Source organism: Gilliamella apicola (assembly GCF_003202915.1).
GTDB lineage: Bacteria > Pseudomonadota > Gammaproteobacteria > Enterobacterales > Orbaceae > Gilliamella > Gilliamella apicola_Q.
The window spans coordinates 506,659-527,412 of the sequence record NZ_QGLP01000004.1; the positions used below are offsets into that span (position 1 = coordinate 506,659).

The 20,754-nt window shown below is 34.4% G+C and carries 21 protein-coding genes, 1 tRNA gene and 1 pseudogene; 8 read left to right on the forward strand and 15 right to left on the reverse strand.

Annotation, left to right across the window (positions count from 1 at the left end):
• Positions 1-75: 75 nt before the first annotated feature.
• Both DKK79_RS03830 and DKK79_RS03835 read right to left on the reverse strand, forming a co-directional pair.
• Positions 76-690 (reverse strand): annotated as a pseudogene (locus tag DKK79_RS03830) (TraI domain-containing protein); the annotation flags it as partial.
• A 236-nt stretch (positions 691-926) separates the two neighbouring features.
• Positions 927-1,014 (reverse strand) — tRNA-Ser (locus DKK79_RS03835).
• A 193-nt stretch (positions 1,015-1,207) separates the two neighbouring features.
• Between DKK79_RS03835 and DKK79_RS03840 the strand changes: the two genes are divergently transcribed.
• Genes DKK79_RS03840 through DKK79_RS03865 form a run of 6 tightly spaced genes read left to right on the forward strand, consistent with a single transcriptional unit; the run spans position 1,208 to position 4,700 of the window.
• Positions 1,208-1,525, forward strand: a complete 318-nt coding sequence (locus tag DKK79_RS03840; RefSeq protein WP_110422911.1) for a TusE/DsrC/DsvC family sulfur relay protein — start codon at positions 1,208-1,210, stop codon at positions 1,523-1,525.
• A gap of 21 nt (positions 1,526-1,546) precedes the next feature.
• Positions 1,547-1,840 carry a cell division protein FtsB gene (ftsB, locus tag DKK79_RS03845; RefSeq protein WP_110422912.1) on the forward strand — a complete coding sequence of 98 codons (294 nt, stop codon included), beginning with the start codon at positions 1,547-1,549 and terminating at the stop codon, positions 1,838-1,840.
• Between the two features lie 8 nt (positions 1,841-1,848).
• Positions 1,849-2,538, forward strand: a complete 690-nt coding sequence (gene ispD / locus DKK79_RS03850) for a 2-C-methyl-D-erythritol 4-phosphate cytidylyltransferase (RefSeq protein WP_258363430.1) — start codon at positions 1,849-1,851, stop codon at positions 2,536-2,538.
• Between the two features lie 12 nt (positions 2,539-2,550).
• Complete coding sequence (gene ispF, locus DKK79_RS03855) at positions 2,551-3,024, forward strand: 2-C-methyl-D-erythritol 2,4-cyclodiphosphate synthase (RefSeq protein WP_110422913.1); 474 nt, start codon at positions 2,551-2,553, stop codon at positions 3,022-3,024.
• A gap of 27 nt (positions 3,025-3,051) precedes the next feature.
• Positions 3,052-4,074, forward strand: coding sequence for a tRNA pseudouridine(13) synthase TruD (gene truD / locus DKK79_RS03860; protein WP_110422914.1), 1,023 nt, complete (start codon positions 3,052-3,054; stop codon positions 4,072-4,074).
• Positions 4,074-4,700: a protein-L-isoaspartate(D-aspartate) O-methyltransferase gene (locus DKK79_RS03865; RefSeq protein WP_034884503.1), complete on the forward strand. Its 627-nt coding sequence runs from the start codon at positions 4,074-4,076 to the stop codon at positions 4,698-4,700. Before truD ends, DKK79_RS03865 begins: the two co-directional genes overlap by 1 nt.
• A 46-nt stretch (positions 4,701-4,746) precedes the next feature.
• Here DKK79_RS03865 and DKK79_RS03870 read toward each other — a convergent pair whose 3' ends face one another.
• The 6 genes from DKK79_RS03870 to nadR form a co-directional block, all read right to left on the reverse strand.
• Positions 4,747-5,571 carry a 3-keto-5-aminohexanoate cleavage protein gene (locus DKK79_RS03870; protein WP_034884505.1) on the reverse strand — a complete coding sequence of 275 codons (825 nt, stop codon included), beginning with the start codon at positions 5,569-5,571 and terminating at the stop codon, positions 4,747-4,749.
• A 13-nt stretch (positions 5,572-5,584) separates the two neighbouring features.
• Positions 5,585-6,781 carry an MFS transporter gene (locus DKK79_RS03875; protein ID WP_110422915.1) on the reverse strand — a complete coding sequence of 399 codons (1,197 nt, stop codon included), beginning with the start codon at positions 6,779-6,781 and terminating at the stop codon, positions 5,585-5,587.
• A gap of 20 nt (positions 6,782-6,801) precedes the next feature.
• Positions 6,802-7,569, reverse strand: a complete 768-nt coding sequence (locus DKK79_RS03880; RefSeq protein WP_110422916.1) for a cyclase family protein — start codon at positions 7,567-7,569, stop codon at positions 6,802-6,804.
• Between the two features lie 184 nt (positions 7,570-7,753).
• Positions 7,754-8,443, reverse strand: a complete 690-nt coding sequence (locus DKK79_RS03885; protein WP_110422917.1) for a TetR/AcrR family transcriptional regulator — start codon at positions 8,441-8,443, stop codon at positions 7,754-7,756.
• 274 nt (positions 8,444-8,717) lie between these two features.
• Positions 8,718-9,416: a nicotinamide riboside transporter PnuC gene (pnuC, locus tag DKK79_RS03890; RefSeq protein ID WP_110422918.1), complete on the reverse strand. Its 699-nt coding sequence runs from the start codon at positions 9,414-9,416 to the stop codon at positions 8,718-8,720.
• A 2-nt stretch (positions 9,417-9,418) separates the two neighbouring features.
• A complete protein-coding gene (gene nadR / locus DKK79_RS03895) occupies positions 9,419-10,654 on the reverse strand; it encodes a multifunctional transcriptional regulator/nicotinamide-nucleotide adenylyltransferase/ribosylnicotinamide kinase NadR (RefSeq protein ID WP_110422919.1) in 1,236 nt (411 codons plus the stop codon).
• 233 nt (positions 10,655-10,887) lie between these two features.
• On the opposite strand from nadR, the gene DKK79_RS03900 reads away from it, so the two are divergent.
• Both DKK79_RS03900 and recD read left to right on the forward strand, forming a co-directional pair.
• Entirely contained in the window at positions 10,888-12,471 is a 1,584-nt protein-coding gene (locus DKK79_RS03900) for a DUF4139 domain-containing protein (RefSeq protein ID WP_110422920.1), read from the forward strand.
• A gap of 24 nt (positions 12,472-12,495) precedes the next feature.
• The gene (gene recD, locus DKK79_RS03905) at positions 12,496-14,355 is read left to right on the forward strand and encodes an exodeoxyribonuclease V subunit alpha (RefSeq protein ID WP_110422921.1); all 1,860 of its coding nucleotides are present in this window, start codon (positions 12,496-12,498) and stop codon (positions 14,353-14,355) included.
• A gap of 51 nt (positions 14,356-14,406) precedes the next feature.
• On the opposite strand, the gene DKK79_RS03910 is transcribed toward recD, so the two are convergent.
• The 7 genes from DKK79_RS03910 to ybeY all read right to left on the reverse strand — a co-directional run bounded on the left by DKK79_RS03910 (position 14,407) and on the right by ybeY (position 20,752).
• The gene (locus tag DKK79_RS03910) at positions 14,407-15,132 is read right to left on the reverse strand and encodes an amino acid ABC transporter ATP-binding protein (protein WP_110422922.1); all 726 of its coding nucleotides are present in this window, start codon (positions 15,130-15,132) and stop codon (positions 14,407-14,409) included.
• 2 nt (positions 15,133-15,134) lie between these two features.
• The gene (locus DKK79_RS03915) at positions 15,135-15,836 is read right to left on the reverse strand and encodes an ABC transporter permease subunit (RefSeq protein WP_110422923.1); all 702 of its coding nucleotides are present in this window, start codon (positions 15,834-15,836) and stop codon (positions 15,135-15,137) included.
• A gap of 2 nt (positions 15,837-15,838) precedes the next feature.
• A complete protein-coding gene (locus DKK79_RS03920) occupies positions 15,839-16,576 on the reverse strand; it encodes an amino acid ABC transporter permease (protein ID WP_110422924.1) in 738 nt (245 codons plus the stop codon).
• Between the two features lie 76 nt (positions 16,577-16,652).
• On the reverse strand, positions 16,653-17,561 hold the full coding sequence (locus DKK79_RS03925; protein WP_110422925.1) for a glutamate/aspartate ABC transporter substrate-binding protein: 909 nt from the start codon (positions 17,559-17,561) through the stop codon (positions 16,653-16,655).
• A gap of 226 nt (positions 17,562-17,787) precedes the next feature.
• Positions 17,788-19,329 (reverse strand): apolipoprotein N-acyltransferase, encoded by a 1,542-nt coding sequence (lnt, locus tag DKK79_RS03930; protein WP_110422926.1) that lies wholly within the window; start codon positions 19,327-19,329, stop codon positions 17,788-17,790.
• Positions 19,322-20,194: a CNNM family magnesium/cobalt transport protein CorC gene (gene corC / locus DKK79_RS03935; protein ID WP_110422927.1), complete on the reverse strand. Its 873-nt coding sequence runs from the start codon at positions 20,192-20,194 to the stop codon at positions 19,322-19,324. Before corC ends, lnt begins: the two co-directional genes overlap by 8 nt.
• A gap of 93 nt (positions 20,195-20,287) precedes the next feature.
• Positions 20,288-20,752 (reverse strand): rRNA maturation RNase YbeY, encoded by a 465-nt coding sequence (ybeY, locus tag DKK79_RS03940; protein WP_110422928.1) that lies wholly within the window; start codon positions 20,750-20,752, stop codon positions 20,288-20,290.
• Positions 20,753-20,754 lie beyond the last annotated feature (2 nt).

Consider the following 20,754-nt stretch of genomic DNA (forward strand, 5'->3'; position numbering starts at 1 on the left):
ATCGCTAAAAAACAAAGCAGTTATCAAGGTGTCTGCTATTTAGCAAATGACAGTGGTTTGTTGATTGAAGCTTTAAAGCAGTTTTCGTTGCAGTGAATGTTTAGGTGCGCTTTTAGCTGCATCAAAATTACCACCTAACAAATGTGATACAGATGCTTGATCCGCTTTAGTGACGAGTTTGCCAACAACGCCTGAAAGCTCCATTTGTCCCGTGACGAAATAGGTAAATAGTGACCATAATTCAGCACAATTTGATAACCAATCTAGCAATTTTGAGTCAATTATTTGCCGATATAAAAGTCCCGTGCTAGCGCTGTGTAAACGATATTCACGATTTTTGCGATATTTGAAACGATATGCAGCTTTTAAAGGACCATGCCAAGGATGCCATATTAAACCATCTTGGTATTCAACATGAATATCAACCGCGAGCTTGCCAATATCATGAATTAAAGCAGCATAAGCAATACCCACTGTCCAAATATCCTCTGAGGCACTTCGTTCTTCAGATGAAACACCAATCGGGAGTAAATAAGATTGGCGAAACTTTAATGCATATGCCATGATTTCTAGTTCATGTTCAAGCATTCCCTCCAAATACGCATGATGACTCTCTGAAGCAGGAAATTTTTTAACTAATTCGGCATAACGTTCAATTAGCCTTGCCATGAATAATCCCGCAACATTTTTTTAATGTGTTGAATTATGTAGAACGAGATAGGCGCATTTAATAAAAAATACAAAATAGTTCGAGTATTTTTAGGTGGACGTTTTGGTACAAGTTCTAAGTGTGGATTGAAATGAATTACTCTGGATAAGCATAAGATTAATGAAAAAATGGAAATAAAAAAATCCACATAACCTCATGATTACCAAGATTTTAGTGGATTCTATAATATTGCAGTGGATTCTGCCATAAAAATAAATGGCGGAAGCGCAGAGATTCGAACTCTGGGAGGGTCGCCCCTCGCCGGTTTTCAAGACCGGTGCTTTCAACCGCTCAGCCACACTTCCGCAATGGCTGTGCATATTAAAGGAGTCGGACTTAATTGTAAATAGTTAATTTAATATTTTTTATCGACTGCTTTAATTTTCACCAAATTTAGATGAAATTCAGCAAAACTAGATTGTTTACTCGCCAAAACTAGTGTTGCAATCTTATTAATCGAGTATAATACGCAGCAAATATCAAACAAAGTTTTGCAAAATGTTAAATCAAATAGAAACCGATGAAAAAGGCTATCTAAAAAATTGGCAGGATTGGTCTGTTAATTTAGTGCCAGAATTAGCTAGCAAAGAGTCGATTGAATTAACTGATGCTCATTGGGAAGTGATTTTATTTGTTCGTGATTTTTATTTAGAATATAAAACTTCGCCTGCAATTCGTGCGTTGGTTAAAGCAATGGAGAAAAAATTTGGCCCAGAAAAAGGTAATAGTCGGTATTTATATAAATTATTTCCTGATGGTCCTGCTAAACAAGCAACAAAACTTGCGGGCTTACCTAAACCAGTTAAATGTATTTAAATTAAGAGAACAATTAAACTCATGATTAGGTGGAAGATCCCCTTTATATTGCTTCTGGTGCTAGGGTATTTGCAGTACTCATTATGGTATGGTAAAAACAATATTTATGATTACCAAGATAATCTGCAAATGCTTAAAAGTCTGCATCAAGAAAATGATAAACTCAAGGCTCGCAATCAACAGATGATTGCCGAAGTTGACGATTTGCAAAAAGGTTATGAAGCAATAGAAGAACGGGCTCGAAGTCATTTGGGTATGGTTAAACCTAATGAGTATTTTTATCGAATAATTATTGATTCCAAAACACAAAAATAAGGCATTACGTGACAAATAAAAGTGATATTGTCGCAATCGTTCCTGCCGCAGGAATAGGTTGCCGCATGGAAAGTCAGTTACCTAAACAATATTTAAAGATTGGTGCAATGACCATTTTGGAACACACTTTACAAAAATTATTAACTCACTCAAAAATCAGTGAGGTAGTAGTGGTTATAAACAAAGAAGATAAGCTTTTTAGCACACTTGATGTCGCATCAAAAGTTAAGGTAACTTACGGTGGTAAAACGCGTGCCGATTCTGTTTTAGCGGGTTTAAATTTAGTTTCTGAAAATAAGTGGGCATTAGTCCATGATGCCGCAAGACCTTGTGTTACTCACCAAGACATCACTAAATTGATTAACAGAGTTTTACAAGAAGATAAAGGCGGAATATTAGCAATGCCCCTTAGTGATACTATTAAGCAAGCTGATACTAATAATCCAGATATTATTAATCACTCTATCGATCGCACTTATTTATGGGGTGCGGCAACACCACAGTTATTTAAAGCTGGTGAACTTAAAGCATGTTTAAATAGAGCATTAAATAATCATATAGCAATTACTGATGAAGCTTCGGCGATTGAGTATTGTGGAGGGCATCCATTATTAGTTGAGTGCCGTCGAGATAACATAAAAATTACTTGCCCAGAAGATTTAAACTTGGCTACATATTATTTAACTAATCAAATTTAATATAGGTAGATTATGCGAATAGGTCATGGATTTGATGTACACAAATTTGGTGGTGAAGGACCAATTATCTTAGGTGGCGTAACTATTCCTTATCAATATGGACTTATTGCGCATTCTGATGGTGATGTGGTATTACACGCCATTACCGATGCTTTAATCGGCGCATTGGCTTTAGGCGATATTGGTAAACTATTTCCTGATAGCGATCCAAAATACCGAGGTATAAACAGTCGTTTACTATTACAAGAAGTTTACCAAATTATTCAATCTAAAGATTATCAATTAGTAAATTTAGATACGACCATTATTGCGCAAGAACCCAAAATGAGGCCTCATGTAGATCAGATGCGAGTTAATATTGCCGAAGATTTAAAAGTGCATTTTGACCAAATTAGCGTTAAAGCAACCACCACAGAACAACTGGGCTTCACTGGTCGTAAAGAAGGGATAGCTTGTGAAGCGGTAGTATTATTAGCAAAAAAGTAAATACAAAATTAACGATAGGCAATATAAGTGTTAGCAGAACTTAATTATTTTTATGGTAAACCTACAGTTCATGGTTTATATAAACAGCAATATGAAGATTTCTTAGTTATTGAAGAGCTCGGTTTTGATCTTACCGGTGAAGGTGAGCATATTTTAGTTTATTTAGAAAAAAAAGATTGCAACACGGTTTATGTCGCTGAACAGTTAGCTAAATATGTTGGTATTTCCGCTAAAAATGTAAGTTATGCAGGCCTTAAAGATCGCCAAGCAGTCACTCAGCAATGGTTTAGTCTACATATGCCAGGTAAAGAAACCCCCGATTTTTCACAGTTTGATTTAACTGGTTGTAGAATTTTGCAAATTAATCGCCATAATAAAAAATTGAAAATAGGGGCTTTAAAAGGTAATCGCTTTAAAATTATTTTAAGAAACTTGAGTAATAAACAAGCGATCGAACCAAAATTAAACTTAATCAAACAATATGGTGTTCCTAATTATTTTGGTGAACAACGATTTGGACGAGAACAAAATAACATCACTCAAGCGATAAAATGGGCAAGTGGTGAAATTTCAGTTAAAGACCGTAAAAAGAGAAGTTTTTATCTTTCTGCCGCGCGCAGTGCTATTTTTAATCAAATAGTAAGCCAAAGAATTGAACAAAATATTCAGCAAACCGTGCTTGATGGTGATATATTACAGTTATCTAAAAGTAATAGTTGGTTTGTGTCTAGCACAGAAGAATTACCACTGTTACAACAACGTTTGCAAAATGGCGAAATTAATATTACTGCGCCAATGGTTGGCGATTCACCATTGGGCACCACATCAGTTGCTTTAGAATTTGAAACAAATTGTTTAAAACGTTGGTCTTGTTTTGAAGAATTATTTAAAAAAGAACGAATGGCAACAATAAGGCGTTCAATATTATTGCGCCCCGAACAGCTTGATTGGCAATGGATTAGCGGAAATGATATTGAGATCAGTTTCTATTTGCCTTCTGGTTGTTATGCTACAAGTGTTTTACGCGAATTGATAATTGGAAAAGAGTAATGCAAAGTTCAAAAATGCAGACTTTGATTAAGTTATTGCGCCAGCAAGGAATAAAAGATGATCGTGTTTTAGATGCTATAGCTTCGATACCGCGTGAAAATTTTGTTGATGAAGCGCTTTCTCATCAAGCTTATGATAACCGTTCTTTACCAATAGGTAGCGGTCAAACTATCTCTCAACCTTATATCGTTGCAAAAATGACTGAATTATTAAGGTTAACACCGAGTGCCAAAGTGCTTGAAATTGGTACCGGCTCAGGATACCAAACTGCTGTGTTAGCTAAGTTAGTTGACCATGTTTGCTCAGTGGAAAGAATAAAAAGTTTACAATGGAATACTAAGCGACGGTTAAAGCAACTCGATATTCATAATATTTCAACTCGTCATGGTAATGGTTGGCAAGGTTGGCCAGAACGCGGGCCCTTTGATGGTATAATTGTCACCGCAGCACCAGCTGAAGTACCACAAAATCTTCTAACACAATTGGCCGATAAAGGACGATTAGTAATACCTGTGGGTAAAAATAAACAAACATTACAGCTAATCGAACGCAATGGTGATAATTTTATTACTAAAAATATGGGTGAAGTAAAATTTGTTCCTCTTATTGATGGAGATATTGAATAAATAGCCACCAAATATATTGGTGGCTTCTATCACTTATCATTTATCCTTAATTTAGGCTAAGTATTTTTCTCGCTTCGTTTGGCGTAGCGGGTTGTTTTCCAGCCTCTTTAATTATGCGAACTGCTCTTTCGACAAATTGACTATTCGATTTAGCTAGTTCTCCTTTCGCATAATAGATATTATCTTCCATACCTATACGAATATTACCACCCATTGCGATAGTAGCTAAAAGAATAGGTAAATGGTTAGCACCGATACCAAATGCTGACCATGTACAGTCACTTGGTAATAAGTTTTTCAAAAAGACAAGATTTTCAATTGTTGCCGCTATACCTCCAGGCGCTCCCATGCAAAGTTGGAAATGTAATGGTGCTTTCAATACCCCTTTTTTTAGATAATACAGTGCATTATAAATAAAGCTTGCATCAAATACTTCAATTTCTGGTTTGACATTCTGCTCTTGCATATAATGCCCAAGCTTTTCTAAAAATGGTGGCGTGTTATAGAAAACAGTTGAGTTCATCCAATTCATCGTTCCACAATCGTACGATGCCATTTCAGGTTTTACTTTGGATAAATGGATCATTCTTGTCTCATCAGTAGCATTAAGATCTCCAGAAGTTGTGCAATTAATAATAATATCGCAACCAGTTTGGCGAATTAATGAAACTGTCTCTTCAAATTTTTCAGCACTCATTGTGCCTTGACCATTTTCATCTCGCATATGAAGATGAGCAACTGCCGCACCAGCTTTCCAACATTTGTAGACATCATCAGCAATTTCTTTTGGTGTCATAGGTATTGCTTGATTATGTTCCTTAGTGGGAAATGCACCTGTAGTTGCAACAGTTATAATAACTTTGTCATTCATAATTTAAATCCTTTTAATTAATTTTAGTATTTGGTAAGAAGAACATGGTAATGGCAGAGAATAAGAAAAATACTGCACAGATACCGATACCAACGGTAAGTCCATATTTTGCAGCAATAAAACCAAGAACGAATGGTGAAAATGCTGATATTCCACGCCCTGCATTAAAACAGAAGCCTGCGCCTAATGTTCTGACTCGAGTTGGAAATAACTCGCCAAAATAGGAACCAAATAATCCTACAAATGAAATAAAGAAGGCATAAAAAGGTCCCATTAATAATATCATCATAGGATCTTCTACCATGACGTATATAGGTAAAGTAATAGTAGTACCAATAAACGATAAGATAATTGCTTTTTTACGACCTATAATATCGGATAACCAACCAAATAAGTTATAACCGATAAACATACCCACATTTAGTATTAAGAAAAATAATGACATCGTTTTTATATCAAGCCCACGAACTTGAACTAAAAATGTTGGGATCCAAGTGGTAGAGCCCCAGTAAGCAACAAAAGCAAAACTCGAAACAAGTGTTGCCAAAATTGTTCGTGATAATAGTTCCGGTGAGAAGATTTCTTTAATCGAAATATTACTAATATCACCTTTAGCGATTCTATCGTCTTTTTGGTTTTTCCATACTTCAGATTCAGGTACAAAAAGATAAATATAAATAGCGGCAAATATTGAACCTGCACCGGCTAAAAATAGTGCTCTCCAACCGAATTCTGGAATAATGACTGATGAAAGAAATGCGGCTATACCAGCTCCAACCGGGAATGAACTTAATACAAATGCGGCAGCTCTTCCTCGTTGTTTTGTCGGCCATGATTCAGCAATATAGGCAGCAATGATACCCCAAACTCCACCTAAGGCTAAACCAGCAGTAAAACGTAATAGCAATAAAACTATCCAATTTGGACTTAATGATATTAATGCTGTTAGTATCCCAAAAAGGATTAAACTCCAAATGAGTGATTTTCGTCGACCGTAATTGTCAGAAAACCAACCGACAATAACACTACTTAATCCTACGCCTAATAAGGTTGCAGTACCGAGTAATCCACCTTCTGACATCGACATATCCATGTCCTTCATTATAGCGGGTAATGAAACAGCTAATAATGTAATATCCATAGCGTCGAACATGTAACCAAAAAAACCACCTACAAGTACATGCCATTTATTTAGTAACTTGGTTTTCATATTGTTTTATTTCCTGTAATTTAAGACATTATTGCTATAGTTCGAGTCCATCCAGCGCTTGCTCCTTTAATTTTTATCGGCAAACATGAAACTTTAAAGCCAAATGGAGGTAATTTATCTAAATTAGTAAGTTTTTCAAGGTGATAGTACTCTTTTTCAATTCCGGCAAAATGTCCTTCCCAAATAAGTGATTTATCATGTGTCTCTTTAAATTTTTCAGCGACCAATGGCAGAGGGCTATCCCAACTCCAGGCATCAGTACCGACAACTTTAATACCTTGATTAAGTAAGTATAAAGTGGCTTCTTTTCCCATTCCGCAGCCTTTAACTAAATATTCTTTGGAACCAAAGTATTTTTGTGCACCAGATTGCACGAGAACAATATCTAAAGGTTTTAATTTATAATCAATACGATCTAATTCATCTTTTATGTCTTGAGCGGTTACGACATAACCATCAGGAAAATGTGAAAAATTCAACATGACACCATCTGAGATACACCACTCTAATGGCATTTCATCAATGGTTCTTGCTCGTTGTCCATTATTCATGGTTGGGTGATAATGCCAAGGAGCATCAAGGTGGGTTCCACTATGTGTAGTTAGTTTTATATATTCTATAGCCCAGCCTAACCCTTTGGGTAAATCATCATTGGTTGCGGTTGGGAAAAATGTTTTAATATGTTCCGATCCTTTTACATGATCCCAATAGTCGATTTCGGTTGGCATAGATGGCGGATCATTGGGAGTACGATCTTCTATATCAACACTTAAATCTATAATTTTCATTTATTGCTCCTTTTGTATTTCTAATAATCAATTGAAAATTATGGGCAATATAATATTGATTGAACGATCATTCAAATTTTTTGTTGTATAGTTTGATCTAGATCACTATTTTAAATGAACGTTCAATTATTTAATGAGGTGAAAGATTAAAAATACCGATTAATTGGATTTTAGTTAAATACAATTATGCTAATCGGAATTTAGAAATAATGTTGAATGCAGACTGATAATCATACTCAGGTTTGGTTAAAACGGCATGTAAACCTTCAATAGCATAATTATAAAGATATTTACAGGCTATTTCTGGATTACTAACAGAACATATTTCTTTGGATAAAAATTTTATTCTATCAACTTCGGCAAAAGTATTGCACATAACTCCCACTAAGAAGTCAAAGCCCCAATGAATTTGTTGTTCAGTCGACGTTGGATAAGAACGTTTAAGTTCGGTAATGAAAAACTCAGCAAATGGATCAAATTGATCACGTAATATAGAAAGCCCTAAAGCAGAGCCAGATGAAAGTAAGCGAGCAACATTGATGGCATAGTAATGCCAACCTTCACCGCCATAAAGTGTATTATAAAGATAAGGCGCTATAAAAGATTCAACAATTTTTTCAAGCGGTAATGGCTGATCGCCATTAATATTCTTGTAATAATTAAGTAAATGTATTCGATCTGAACTTAATATGCCAATTCTTCGATCAATAACAGCTTTAAATAGTTCTTCTTTAGAACCAAAGTGGTAATGTACTAATGCTAATTTTACACCGGCATCTTTGGTGATGTCTCTAATTGAAACTTCACTATAACTGGCTTTTGCAAAAAGCTTCTCGGCAGAGTCGAGTAGCTTCATTGCTGTACTATTTTTCATAATATACTACTTATTAATTTTCTTGATATTCAAGTTAGAATTTATATCTGAATTTTTAAAAATGTATCTGTTTAATATATTATATTATGTAGATATAAAATTTATAAATTAATTTTTTGTTTTTAAAAAATCGTTGGCAAGTTAGCAATGTTAATTAAAGCTATTGGTAATAAATATAATTAAAAAATCGTCAAAACTTTTTAAGTATTGCTAGATACATATAATAATCAAAGAAAAATTAGATTTTCTTTGATTATTATGATTATTTAGATTTTTAATTCAATTTAGATTTTTCTTCTGAAAGCTTCCATTCGCAAATTCCATATATTGCATTAAAGAGATAAATTAAATATTGAGTTGCGATCACAATATTGTCAGTATAGAGATTTAAACCGATAACTAGCACATTAAGTAATACCCATAAATACCAGTTGAATGCATATCTCATCATTAGTAATAGTTGTGCAACGATACCTAAACCAAATATAAAGCAGTTAGTAATGAGTTGATAGGAAGTATTCGTCACACCCATTTCGTTAGTTAAATAGATATTAAAAAATGCTGCTGCAATTAGGAATATTAAGGCATATAAAAATGCATTTTCATTTAAAGAGCGAACTTTAACACTCTTATTATTATCTAGATTTTTTTGCCAAGTAAACAAGCCATAAATATGGGAACCAAAATAGTAAAAAGTTGGTAAACCAGCTCCAATATTGCCACCAAGAAAATTAGCGCAACATTCAGCGATTACCGCTAGCATACCGAGCACATTACCTAAATTTTTTCGTTTAGCTAATAAGATTACACATAACAATCCACAAAATGCTCCTACGTATGATACTGCATAACGTAAGTCAAAATTATTAAATGGGTCAGTATACAAAAATGCTATAGTGACACAGATAATACATAACAGTGGATAAAATTTATTTCGACCAATAGTGATAACAACATCTCTTAAATTATTCATAATTAATACTCTTCATCATTAATAAGTTGATTGACTAATTCAATACTGCGTAGATAACGTTCTTCATAATCAGGTGAGTCGATTTGAACATAACTGATATTATTTTTTTCTAATAAGGAGATAAGTAGTTGCTGAAAGTCTTTTCGCTGTTTTGGACTTCCTAAACTACGCAACCCATCAGCTACCCATGGGGTGTTATTACCTAATAAAATAACTAAATCAAATCGATAGTTATTGATCATGGCTTGTAAAAATGGGTGTTCTTTACCTTCATATTTTTTGCAAAATGCTTGCGTGGTAATAAAGTCAGTATCAATAAATGACACTTTATTGGCATGTTTGATAGCAAAATCAATATATTGTGCATGGCCTAAAGCAATTTTATCGTAGTCGGCGTATTGCAATGCCCGTTCATCACCGCCAAGTTGTGAAAATACATAATCACGGCCATATTCCCAAGCACTTGTCGTATTAAACGTATTGGCTAACTTATTAACTAAAGTTGATTTACCACTAGATTCACCACCAAGAATAGCGATAGTTCTGACAAAGAATGGTCTCACTTCAGTTGGGATATATTGCCAGTTTTTTAAGGGGGCTTGGCGAATTTGCGTGCCGCTAACTTGCATAAATTGCCGAGTAGGGTCAATCAATACTGTATCTAAATCAAATAAATCTTTATACATCGCCACATCTTGTGGTTCGCTGGAATAAACACAGCTTGGGTTAATTCCCTTTTCATTGAATAATTTCTTAACCCGATCACTCCATTCTTGCCAACCATTTGGGTAAGCAGGAATACCATCCTCTTCTAAAAGCTCGATATGGATATTTTTTTGATACTTAAAGGTTTGTAATAACCAACGAATTCTATCGTTGATGGTGGGTTGGCGAGACATGGCGCTATCTTTAAATAATTCCATATCACGCATGGTATCCGAGCACAGAATAACATACAGTTCATCAACCTGGCTTATTGCACGTTGAATTAGATAAATATGGCCTGTATGCAGAGGATAAAACTTACCAAAAATTACCCCCACTTTTTTGTTTTCAGTGTTCGGACTAATTTGCAAATAATGGTGGAGCGATTGTAACTTTTGTGCGCTTGGATTTTTAATTTTATCATTAATTAGTTGACTTAGATAACCTTTGGTCATTTGGCAAGCATCAGCAACTGTCTGTAACGATAAATTTTTGCGTTTTATGGCTATTTTCAAATAATTAAAACCATTCATACCGTCTCCTTACTTTGTGTTTTTTATCTTGAACTAAATTTACATTATTTTTAATAAATGTTCAATATATTAAACAAAAATAATTTTACTTAATTAATTTAAATTTAATAGAGATTAAATTTAAAATGGAGAGTATTTATTATCTTGAAAAGAAAGATAATCTTGTTATTTTAAATAACGCCAAAATTAATGGTTGAATAATTAAAAACTAAACAATATAAGGAAATAATAAAGTGAAAATAAAAAAAATTGCATTGGTAATCGCTCTGATGTCAGGAAGTGCTTGGGCAAATAACAGTGTTACTTTAAATAAAGTGACTTTGTTTATTCAGGGGGCTGAATTACAAGGACAATCAACTGTTTCATTAACTAAAGGTGAAAGTGAAATAGTATTAACAGGTATTGCTAATGATATTAATCCTAATTCTATCAACGTAGGTTTTGGTGAAAATAGTAATGTTCAAGTATTATCGATATCATTAAATGAAAACTACTTAGAAAATCTCAGTAAAGATGACGACATTCAATCGATCATTGAAAAACAGAATCAATTACAAGAAAAGCGTGATACGGTAGAAATCCAATTGAAAGCTGTTAATGAACAAATTTCACTTTTACACGGAAATCGTTTAGATACTTTAGCTAAAAATGGATCTGATAACTTAACAGCAATGAAAAATGTATTAGATTTTGTGAAAACTAATTTAACTACGACATTAAATGAACAAAATCGATTACAAAAAGAAGTCGATCAGCTAGATGCACAAATTAGCCAATACCAAACACAATTAGAAGAAAAGCAAACCAATAATGAAAAATTACATAATGCGGTTATAGTAAAAGTCATTTCTGAAAAGGATATGACATTACCTATTACGCTCTCATATGTCACCACCAATGCTGGCTGGGAACCTATTTATGACGTCAGAGTGGCAGATATCAGTTCACCATTAGAATTAACATATAAAGCAGAGATCCACCAAAATAGTGGTTTAGATTGGCAAAATGTTGATTTCATATTAGCGACATCTAATCCAAGTAAAGACATCAATCCGCCAGCTTTAACTCCTTGGCATATTGACGTCTATAGTGAACGAAATGGTTTATTTTTTTCTAAATCTGAAAAAGATTCTTGGGAAGAGTATGAATCAAAATCGCAGCTGAATAATCCAGATAAAATTGGCAATGTTAACACATTAGGCATCAATACCCGTTTTGCGGTAAAATTACCTTATACCATCAAACATGCTAGTAAAAATAACATACTCACTTTACAAACCAAAGAAGTAAAAGCAAATTATCAATATGTCTCAATGCCTAAATTAGATAGTAGTGTATACTTACAAGCACAAATAAATGACTGGGACAAACTCAATTTATTATCAGGAAAAGCCCACATATTTTTCAGTGGCAACTTTATTGGCGAAAGCAACATTTCAACCGAAAAAATATTAGGGACATTAGATTTTTCATTAGGTCGTGATAAGAGTATCCTAATTTCGAGAAATCGTAATATTAAAGAAACCTCGACTCGATTATTAATTGATAATGATGTTTCAGAAAAATATGCTTATACTATTAATGTCAAAAATACTAAAACATTACCAATTAATATTGTCGTAAACGATCAACTACCGGTCATTTTAAATAAAGCGGTTACACTTGATGATGCCAAATATGATGGTGCAAATTATGATAAACAGACCGGTTTATTAACATGGAAATTCACCTTAAATCCAAATGAAAATAAAGACCTGAATTTAAGTTTTAAAATTACTTATCCTAATGATAAAGAAAAAGACATATATGGTTTATAAAACTTATAAAACAAAGTATAAAAAATGTTAACAACTTGGTTAGAACAATTTAAGCAAAACAGTCAGATTAGTTTACTTGATCTGCATTTGGCACAATTTTTGGTTAATAAAATTGATAGTGAAAATGAAATTACCGCCAAACGTTTTGCTTTTTTAATATTATCGTTAAGTATGGAGGTGAGAGCAGGGCATGTATGCCTTGATATTACTCGCCTAGAGCAACAAAATATTGAGCCACAAATCTGGTTAGAACTTCATTCACCAGCAATTAATGATTGGGTTAACGTACTTAACATAGCGGCTAATAAACAGGTAGTCAGTTATGGCGATCAGCTTGCCCCTTTAATGTTCATTGAAAATAAACTCTATTTTCAACGTATGTGGTTAGATGAACGTTTTGTTGCGCAATATTTCAATCAAAGTCAGTTGGATGTTACTTCGGATAGCAATTTAAAACCCATACTCGACCAACTATTTACTGACCAGAGCGCAACTATTGATTGGCAAAAAATTGCCGTCGCTATTGCTTTAACACGTAAAGTTGCCATTATCTCTGGTGGGCCAGGTACTGGTAAAACCACCACTGTAGCTAAAATTTTAGCAGGATTAGAATTAAACAGCCCATCAATAAGAATCGTGGCAGCCGCGCCAACGGGCAAAGCTGCATCAAGATTAACTGAATCATTAAGTCGTGCAATTGAACAATTGTCTTTTGAATCATTAAATATTAAAACGGAAGCCGTAACATTGCACCGCTTATTAGGTGCCAAAATTGATAATCGTTCATTTAGTTATAATAAACATAACCAATTGCATATCGATGTACTTGTCGTTGATGAAGCATCAATGGTTGATCTTAATATGATGGCAAGAATTCTTGAAGCCTTACCTGCTTCAGCTCGACTAATTTTATTAGGTGATAAAGATCAGCTCTCATCAGTTGAGGCTGGAGCGGTATTTGGAGATTTATGTCACTTTATCTCCAATGGCTATAGCCAATCAAGAGCTGAGGAACTAAGTCGATTAACCGGATATCGCATCCCAATTGCAGACCAACCAGCAACGACAATCACTGATAGCATCTGTTTGCTAAAAAAAAGTTATCGATTCAACGAATCATCTGGTATTGGTTTATTAGCAAATGCAGTAAAAGAGGGACAGTATCTTAATGTCAAAAAATTGATTGTTGATGATAGGTTGCAGGATGTGAATTATTATGAACTCTCGTCAAACCAGACTTATCAAGCAGTTTTAAATGACTGTGTTGAGCATTATAAAGATTATTTAAATGCCATCAAACATCATCAAAACAATGATATTGCCACAATTTTAACTAAATTTGCTGAGTGTCGATTACTATGTGCCGTACGTGAAGGAAAGTTTGGTGTAGAAGGGTTAAACAAACAAATTGAACAATTATTAGCAAAACATAACCTGATCAAACTAAATCAGCGCGATCAATGGTATGTCGGTCGACCAATAATGATTTTACGTAATAGCACTTCATTAGGTCTATATAATGGTGATATAGGTATAACTTTAACTGCTGAACATGATAGCTCTAAATTACGTGTTTATTTCCCTTTTTCCGATGGAACAATCAAAGGGTTTTCGCCTTATCGACTACCTGAACATGAAACGGCCTATGCAATGACAATTCACAAATCCCAAGGTTCGGAATTTGATCATGTCAATATTATTTTGCCAACCGAATTTTCACCATTATTAAATCGCTCGTTACTCTATACCGCAATAACTCGAGCGAAAAAAACAGTATCAATTTATACCAATGAAAAAATTTTAGAACGGGTAGTTAAAAGCCAAATACATCGAGAAAGTGGATTGGTTGATCAGTTAAAAAAATTAGGCAAAATAGAAATATAATGTGAGGATTAAGCAAGCACCAACTGATAATAGTTGGTGCTTTGTGATTTATTAATGGATGATCTTCGCTAAAAAGTCTTTAGCACGATCAGATTGTGGATTAGTGAAGAACTGTTCCTTAGAAGTATCTTCAATGATCTCACCGGCATCCATAAAGATAACACGATGCGCAACTTTACGAGCAAACCCCATTTCGTGGGTAACAACCATCATTGTCATCCCTTCGTAGGCTAATTCAACCATAACATCTAACACTTCGTTAACCATTTCTGGATCGAGTGCAGAAGTTGGCTCATCGAATAACATCACAATCGGATCCATACAAAGCGCACGAGCAATCGCCACACGTTGTTGTTGACCACCAGAAAGTTGAGCTGGGTATTTATTCGCATGTGCTAACAGACCAACTCGATCTAAAAGAGAAAGAGCCTTTTCACGCGCTTCTTCATCTGATCGACCTAGTACTTTAATTTGCGCAAGTGTCAAATTTTTCAAAATTGTTAAATGAGGGAAAAGCTCAAAATGTTGAAACACCATCCCTACTTTTGAACGTAGTTTTGCTAAGTTAGTCGATGGATTAGTGATTTCTGTATCATCAATAATAATTTTACCTTGTTGGATTGGTTCTAAACCATTCACGGTTTTAATTAGCGTTGACTTACCTGAGCCAGAAGGGCCACACACAACAACAACTTCACCTTTTCCTACTTTTGTAGTACAGTTTTTTAACACTTGAAATTTTCCGTACCATTTTGATACATTTTCTAAGGTAATCATTTTTAGCCCTTCTTAAAATAACTTATTTTACGAATTAAACGTGGAGTTCCAAAACAGATAATGAAATAGGTTATAGCCACGAAAATTATCATTGAGTATTCAGCGGTTGAACCAATGTTCTCACCAATTCTCTTAACTGCTGCACCAAGTAAATCAACTAAACCAATAGTTGAAACTAACGCAGTATCTTGGAATAAAATAATGCCTTGAGTTAGCAATAATGGAACCATGGCTCTAAACGCTTGGGGTAAAATAATCAGACGCATAGATTGGCTTCTTGTCATTCCCAATGCAGAGGCGGCATGATATTGTCCTTTGCTAACAGCGTTAATCCCTGCTCGAATAATTTCAGAGTAATAAGCGGCTTCAAATAATGTAAAAGCTATTATTGCACAGCTTGTTCCTATATCCGCATCTGGTCCTAAATGAAATAGGTGTTTGATCATTTGTGGTAATGCAAAGTAAAACCACATCAATACCAATAATAAAGGTATTGAACGAAATGTGGTTACATATATTTTTGCGAAACTATTCAATATTTTATTATTGGATAAACGCATCAAAGCTAAGAATGTACCCCATATAATGCCAACTACAATAGCTGTAAATGTGATTCGAACTGTTAACCATAATCCTTGTAATAATATAGGATAATTATTCATTACAAGTGTAGGTATATCAGCAATCCATTGAAACAATTGCATAATTAACCTCCACTCATCATATTAGGTAAACGTGTTTTCTTTTCTACAAAACGCATAATCGTAATAACCGAATAATTGATAATCATATAAGTTATTGTTATAACACATAATATTTCAATGATACTATTTGTTTGATCATTCATTGATGTAATTAACCCGACAAGTTCTCTTAATCCTCCAAATTGGGAGGCAATAGATGAATTTTTTATAATATTGGTCATCTCTGATGTTAAAGTAGGCACTATTTTTCGATAGGCATTAGGTAAAAGAATATATCTATAAGTTTGAAATTTAGATAACCCTAATGCAGTAGCCGCATATCTTTGACCTATTGGTAAAGTTTGAATTCCAGTTCTAACTTGCTCGGCAATTCGTGCAGAGGTAAATAGACCTAAAGCAATAGAAACCAATATAAAAGTTTGAATATCAGGATCTAGTTCTTGTATAAACCATTCCTTAAAGCTGCCCGTTAAAAATAATGGCATGATTGTATACCAAATGAACATTTGAACAAATAATGGTATATTACGAAAAAGTTCAATGTAACCAATAGCTAATCTATTCAAAATTTTGCTATCGACAGTTCTCATTATGCCAACTATTGAACCTAGAATAAAAGCAATAATCCAAGCAGTAGCAGCCAGTGAAAGCGTAAGCATTGCACTATTCAATAGCCAATTGAAGTAAATCCCATCACCGTAAGGTGTTGATTGAAAAAATAAAGTCCAATTAAAAGTCATAATTTATGTATTTTTTATTTGGTTTATACTGAATGCGTTTAACATTCAGTATGTTGATTAGTAAGTTAATAGATTATTAATCTAAAGCTTTGTCATTAGGATTAGCGAAAAGCTCGACCATTTTCGGCGAAATTTCAAGTTCTAGGTTTACCCCACTAGGTGGAACAGGTTGTGTGAACCAACGATTATATGATTCTAATGCTTTACCTGATGTTTGTGCATTAGCAATGGTTTTATCAATTAATTGTTTAAATTGGGTATCGCCTTTTCTTAACATACAGCCATAAGATTCATAGGATAAAGGTTCGCCAATAATTTTCCATTCTGCTGGATTAATTGCTCTAGAACGTTCACCCGCTAATAATGCGTCATCCATAAGGAATGCTGAAGCACGACCAGTTTCAAGTGATTTAAAAGCATTGCCATGATCGGTAGGCGCTATAATTCGAATTTTCAATCCATCACGATTATTAATTTGATTTAGGCGTACTTCAGACGTTGTACCAGCAGTAGTCACCACATTTTTACCTTTTAAATCGTTAATACTATTGATATTGCTGTCCGTTTTAACTAAGAATCGAGTACCTACAATAAAAATAGTATCTGAAAAATCAACAACTTTTTGACGTTCTAGATTGTTTGTTGTTGAACCACATTCAAAATCATAAGTGTGGTTATTAAGTAATTGTATACGAGTCTTAGAAGTGACCGGTAAATATTTAACTTTAAGATCCGGCATATTTAACTCTTTTTTAACAGCATCTACTATTAAATTAGAATAATCTTGTGAATAGCCGACAACTTCTTGTTTTTCATTATAGTAGGAAAATGGAATCGAAGATTCACGATGACCAACAACAATCACACCACTATCTTTAATTTTGGCTAATGTACCACTTAATTCTTCAGCAACAGCGGTACCACTCATTAGGCCAAGCATTGCTAATGATAACACTAATTTGGTTAATTTTGTCTTTTTGTTCATACTCATCTCCTACTGTTTAATTTGTATCATATTAAATAAATTTAATATTTTTACAAAGGGGGTATATTATAACTTATTTTTCAGTATAAAAGTACTTTTTACTGTATATTTATCGATTAAAAGGATAAGCTACGACCTAGGTTTATCTAGAATTTTACGAAATTTTAACACAGATATTTTTTTGAATTTCAATAATATACAAGCAATATCTGTGCCAAAAATTTGATTAGGGACGTTTTTTTACAAAAAGCAAAATAAATAGTAATGATATTATAAGATAATAAGGCAGTTCCCCAAATCTAGCATAAGGGGTTAAGCCGACGGTTGGTGACAAGGTATAATTTAAAACCTTGGTTTGAAATTGTGGTAATTGCTCAATGATATACCCATGATGATCAATGATTGCCGTAATCCCCGTATTCGTACTACGAATCATTGGTCGTCCAAACTCAAGTGCTCTAGCCTGTGCCATTTGTAAATGTTGTTTCGGGCCAATACTATCACCAAACCAAGCATCATTTGAAACCGTTAATAGAAAGTCAGTATCAGGTGCAAAATTTTTCCACATCAAGTTAGATAAAATCACCTCATAACAAATCGCAGTAGTAAATTTAAATCCCTTCATCGTCAGCCGTGGTTGTTTTTCTGCTCCTGCTTGCATTGAAGACATAGGGATATCAAGCAGATCGGCAATAGGATTTAGCAAAAATGCAAATGGCGTAAATTCACCAAAAGGTACTAAGTGATGCTTTTGATATCGATTGGCATTAGGGTATTGATACGGGGTCTTTTCACCTAACACCATTAAGGTATTATAGATATCTGGATTAATTTGGTAACCATTATCAGCAATATGATAATCAATAATACCGACCGCAATTTCACTACCATTAGCTCTCGCTTCATTATCTAAATAATGTAAAAAAGGTTGTTGATTTATCTCGTAATCAGTAATACTGGCCTCAGACCAGATAATAATATTATCTTTACCCCAATTCTTTTCAGTTAAGGAAGCATAGGTATTTAAAGTCTTATTTAACTGCTCGTTAGTCCAACGCAATGATTGCAAAATATTGCCTTGAATCAAGGTAAAATTAGCGGAGCGGGAGTGATCAACAGTAGTCCAATTAATTAAATTGAATGAAATTGGTGCAACGATGATCGCAAACAGTGCAATAATTGCACCAAATATGTGCTTTTTAAACGACAAATGTGTGAGTTTGTACAAACAATAAACAGACAATCCACAGCACATTGTCAGCAGTAAGGTTACCCCGTTAATTCCGACAATCGGGAAATAACCGCGTAACGGACTATCAAGTTGACTATAGCCTAATTCCAACCAAGCAAAACCAGTTAAAATATAGCCTCGGAGAAATTCAGTTATTTGCCATAAAATCGGCGCGAGCAAAACCAGTTGTTTCAGCGAAAATTTAGTTGCAAAGCGATCTGCGGCTCTTAATAACCAAGCAAATAACATTGGATATAGCGCTAAATAAACAACTAACAGCCCCAAAATGATAATAGCAACCGAAGTTGGCACTTCACCATATTGTTTAATACTGATATAAACCCAGTGAACCCCTGCTGAAAAGTAACCAACGCCCCAGCTCAAGCCAAGCAGCATGGCTCGTTTTTTAGGTTTATCAGCAATTAACCACAAAAGCCCGGCAAACGAGACCAAAGCAAGCGGCCAAATATGGAAGGGGGCGTAACTAAATACGGCTACTGCACCCAAAAGTAAACTTAAGCCAATTTGTTTAAGCATTTTCCAGCTGCTCTAAATGAGGTACAGTTGCATCTTCAGGGATAGTGACATGTAGTTGAATAATTCGTCTCCGATCAACAATCGTTACCTTAAATTGATAACCATCGATAGTAATCATCTCACCTCGAATAGGTAAACGCCCAAAATGTTGCATGACCAAACCGCCAATAGTATCCATCTCATCATCACTAAATGAGGTACCAAAGATCTCATTAAAATCTTCAACAGGTGTAAGAGCGCGAACAGAATAGATAGACGGTGATAAACGACGGATATCGCGATCTTCAACCTCATCGTATTCATCCTCGATATCGCCAACGATAAGTTCTAAAATATCCTCGATAGTCACTAAACCCGAAACACCACCAAATTCATCAATGGCCATCGCCATATGATAACGCTGCATACGAAACTCTTTTAACATATGGTCAACGCGTTTACTTTCAGGTACAACAATGGTTGGTCTAAGGATCTTCTTTAAATCAAAATTGTTAACACCTTGTCGAATATAAATCAGTAAATCTTTAGCTAAAAGCACTCCCTCAATGTGGTCTCTATCTTCACTGATAACAGGATAACGTGAATGGCCATGTTCAGAAATAATATCTAAACATTCATCAAGGGTAAAATTATCTTTGATTGTTACGATTTGAGAGCGGGGAATCATGATATCGCGAACGCGTTGATCGGCTATATCCATTACACCTTCGATCATATCAAGCGTATCTGGATCAATAAGTTCATTCTCTTCAGCTTCGCGAATCACTTCAATCAATTCATCTTTATCTTTCGGTTCTGAATTGAATAATTGACTTAACCATAATGTAAACCTTTTTTTGGGTCTCCGGTGATTATCATCGCTCATTTGCTCTCTTCCTTTCTGTTGGTAATATACAAATTGTATTTTAAAATTATTGTTATTATTTTAATATCTATCAGACTATTAAAAAACGTTTATCTAATCAATTAATAAATAAGGATTATCAAATCCTAATTGTGCCATTATATCAATTTCGATATTTTCCATTTCTTCGGCTTCTTCGTCAAGAATATGATCATATCCCAACAAATGCAAACAGCCATGGACGATCATATGTGCCCAATGTGACGTTAACGATTTGTGTTGCTCGCTAGCTTCGGTTTCAACCACTTGCTTACAAATCACCAAATCACCAAGTAATGGAACTTCAATCTCAATTGGCGATTCAAATGGAAAAGACAACACATTGGTGGGCTTATCTTTATTACGATAAGTATGATTAAGATGTTGGCTCTCTTCCTTATCGACAATTCGAATAGTGATCTCAGCATTATCCACAAACTGCGGTAAAATCACCTCTAACCACTGCATAATTTGTTGCTCACTTGGCAGGTTATCTTGCTGTTCGGTGGCAATTTGTAAATCTAAAATAACAGTACTCATTT